The 2,816-nt window shown below is 70.3% G+C and carries 4 protein-coding genes and 1 pseudogene; 3 read left to right on the top strand and 2 right to left on the bottom strand.

From position 1 onward, the window contains the following. Positions 1 to 896: N-acetylmuramoyl-L-alanine amidase-like domain-containing protein (locus ACLEQD_RS40675; RefSeq protein WP_410391299.1), on the top strand; the 896-nt coding region annotated here is incomplete at its 5' end. A 13-nt stretch (positions 897 to 909) separates the two neighbouring features. Here the strand turns inward: ACLEQD_RS40675 and ACLEQD_RS40670 are convergent. Further along, a complete protein-coding gene (locus tag ACLEQD_RS40670; RefSeq protein ID WP_410391298.1) occupies positions 910 to 1,371 on the bottom strand; it encodes a hypothetical protein in 462 nt (153 codons plus the stop codon). A 77-nt stretch (positions 1,372 to 1,448) separates the two neighbouring features. After that, on the bottom strand, positions 1,449 to 1,811 hold the full coding sequence (locus ACLEQD_RS40665) for a response regulator (protein ID WP_207049295.1): 363 nt from the start codon (positions 1,809 to 1,811) through the stop codon (positions 1,449 to 1,451). 159 nt (positions 1,812 to 1,970) lie between these two features. On the opposite strand from ACLEQD_RS40665, the gene hpf reads away from it, so the two are divergent. Both hpf and ACLEQD_RS40655 read left to right on the top strand, forming a co-directional pair. Further along, entirely contained in the window at positions 1,971 to 2,333 is a 363-nt protein-coding gene (hpf, locus tag ACLEQD_RS40660; RefSeq protein WP_171417679.1) for a ribosome hibernation-promoting factor, HPF/YfiA family, read from the top strand. Positions 2,334 to 2,490: 157 nt separating this feature from the next. Beyond that, positions 2,491 to 2,816 (top strand): annotated as a pseudogene (locus ACLEQD_RS40655) (cell division protein FtsK); the annotation flags it as partial.

The following is a 2,816-nucleotide window of genomic DNA, read 5'->3' as shown; positions in this document are numbered from 1 at the left end:
CCGCGTCGCTCACCGCGCCCGCGCATCCGGCGGCGGCCCCGGCGGCGCCGCCCGTCCGGGAGAACGGCTGGAGCGCGCTCACGCCCGAGCAGCGCGCCGCCCTCATCGCGGACCGGGCCGAGTCCCCGCTGTCGGAGCGCCTGCTGGGCATGAGCGAGAAGTTCCTCGACACGCCCTACGTCCTGTCGCCCCTGGGCGAGGGCCAGGGCGTGGACCCCGACCCCACCTTCCGCCTGGACGCGGTGGACTGCCTCACCTTCGTGGAGGAGACGCTGGCGCTGGGCATGGCGCACGGAGAGCCGGAGGTGCCGGCGCTGCTGGAGCGGATCCGCTACGCGAGCACGCCCAGCTACGAGGACCGCAACCACCTGATGGAAGCGCAGTGGCTGCCCAACAACATCAAGAAGGGCCTGCTGGTGGACGTGACGCGCAGGTACGCGAAGCAGGACACCGTCACCGTCACCAAGACGCTCACCGCGCACACCTGGCAGTCGAAGTCGTCCATGGCGCTGCGGCTGCCCCGCGAGCGTCAGCCCGTGGGCACCTTCACGCTGGACATGATTCCGCTGGAGAAGGTGCTGGCGCACGCGCGCGGCGTGGCGTCCGGCACCATCCTCGTCGTGATGCGGGAGGACCTGCCGCTCAAGGCCACGCGCATCACCCACCTGGGCTTCGTGGTGCAGAAGAAGAAGCGCACCTACCTGCGCCACGCGTCCAGGGGCGGCTACAACCGCGTGGTGGACGAGGACCTGGAGACGTTCCTCGCCCGCAACGCGCGCTACGACAAGTGGAAGGTGACGGGCGTGAGCCTCTTCGAGGCCCGGCGTCCGCCCCCCACCACGCTCGCGTCCCAGCCCGCGCCCGCCCGGGGCAGCGCGGACGTGGGCGCGCCCTGACGCTGGAGCGCCGCTAGAGCGCCGGCGGCGCGCTGTTCACCGAGGCCTGGCGCGACTGCTCGTCCTCGAGCTCCTCTTCCTCCGCCGCGCGGCCGGCCTCGTCCGCGGAGGCGAGCGACTGGACCTTCGCCTCCTCCAGCAGCGCGGCGGCGCGCGCCTGGGCGGTGTCCGGCACCAGCAGCTCCCACCAGGGCAGCAGGTTGCCCGTGGTCAGCTCGTCCACCACGCCCGAGCGGCCGGGGCGCACGATGAGCGGGATGCGGTGCTCCTCCAGCACGTCCGCGAAGACCTGGGCCGTCACGGGGTCGTCCGCGATGCCCGCCCTCACGAAGCGGCGTTGATCCAGCTCATGGGGCAGGGGCAGCCCGCGCTCGCGCATCTCCTCCGCCGACACGAGCGGTGGGTGGTTGGGGCAATCCGTGCAGTCCACGACACTGTCCTGATACTCCGAGCCACACCGTGCGCAGTACCTCATGAAGCCCTCCTGGGCGATGGCTGGAAAGTTAGGAACGGCTCACGCGGATGGCAGGCGGCCCCCCGCGCGAATTTCCGTCAGTGCCGCGCCGCGTCTCCCAGCTCGCCCACCATGCGGCTCAGGCGCTCCACGTCGATGGGCTTTCGCAGCACGGCGTCGCAGTAGTCCGCGTTCTCCACCTGCGCGTAGCCGGACACGAGGACGACCCGGGCATTGGGTTCACGCTCCTTCACCTGCTGCGCCAGCTCCGTGCCGTTCATTCCGGGCAGGGATTCGTCCGTCACCACGACGTCGGGGTGCGTGGCCTCGAACGCCTTCAGTCCCGCCACGCCGTCGGACGCGGTGGTGACCTCGAAGTCGTCCTCCAGGAGCTCCGCGAGGAGTTCCCGGCTGTCCCCGTCGTCCTCCACCAGCAGGACCTTGATTCGCTCGCCATCCATGCGACTAGAGCAACCCGGTGCCGCGAGGGATTCGTCCAACGCGTCCCGGGCGCGGTGACGTCCGGCCGGCTGCTTCGGGGGAGAGCAGGCGGGAAGGCTTGCGACAGCCCCTCACGGGCGGGCGGGGGACTGCCCATGTTTATGCCCGGAGGTGATTCCATGAAGGTGCTGTTGCGTGGAGTGCATCTGGGGCTGAACGACAACCTGAAGCAGTACGTGGACACCCATCTGGTGGCCCACATCGAAAGGTTCGCCGAGGACGAGGCGTCGGAAATCGACATCGCGCTCGTGGACATCAACGGGCCCAAGGGAGGCGTGGACAAGGAGTGCCGGGTGACGGTGCGCATGCCTGGATTGGAAGCAGTGCACGTGACGGAGACGTCCGAGACGCTGTTCCAGGCCATCGACGCAACGCGTGATCGGCTGGAGAAGGCCATCAAGCGCGCGGTGGAGCGCCGTCGTCAGGGCGCGGGCAACAGCGGCATGCCGTTCGACCTGAACGCGGACGCGACGAACTACTAGGCATCAAGCTGTAGCGCGGTGTGAAAGAGCGAAGGGCCCGGGAATTCCGGATGCCAGCCAGGCATCCGGCCCCCGGGTTCCTTCGGGCCAGTTCCTTGCTGGGGTCGAACGGTGGACGCTATAAGCGGACCCCTCACCCTTGGGCTAAAGGACGGCGATGGTCCGCCTCAAGTTCCTGCTGTTCGCACTCCTGGTCCTCGGACTGGGCCTCGCTCACCTCCCGATGCTGTCGGCGCCCCTGCGTGCGCGCGCGGTGGATGGTGCGGCGCTCCAGGCCGCGTCGGGCACCGGCGAGCTCGCGCGTCGCGTGGATGCACGCCGCGCAGAAGTCCAGTCCCTGGCGCTGAAGCTGGCCGGCAGTCCCCAGGTGGCCGCCGCCGTGAACGCGCTGACTCCCGCGCCCGCGGCGAGGTCCCCGCGCGACCGCGGCTCCAACCGTGACGCGGAGGAGACGGCCGGGCTGCTGCCGCTCACCGCCGAGCG

This window comes from Corallococcus sp. 4LFB (genome assembly GCF_046520365.1).
Taxonomy (GTDB): domain Bacteria; phylum Myxococcota; class Myxococcia; order Myxococcales; family Myxococcaceae; genus Corallococcus; species Corallococcus caeni.
Note: the sequence above shows the minus strand (reverse complement) of the source record. Positions and strands in the feature narration are given on the sequence as shown.

Bases quoted from the DNA above. Each gene is read 5' to 3' on its own strand.
- ACLEQD_RS40665 (WP_207049295.1), bottom strand. From the start codon at position 1,811: ATGGATGGCGAGCGAATCAAGGTCCTGCTGGTGGAGGACGACGGGGAC.
- ACLEQD_RS40670 (WP_410391298.1), bottom strand. From the start codon at position 1,371: ATGAGGTACTGCGCACGGTGTGGCTCGGAGTATCAGGACAGTGTCGTG.
- hpf (WP_171417679.1), top strand. From the start codon at position 1,971: ATGAAGGTGCTGTTGCGTGGAGTGCATCTGGGGCTGAACGACAACCTG.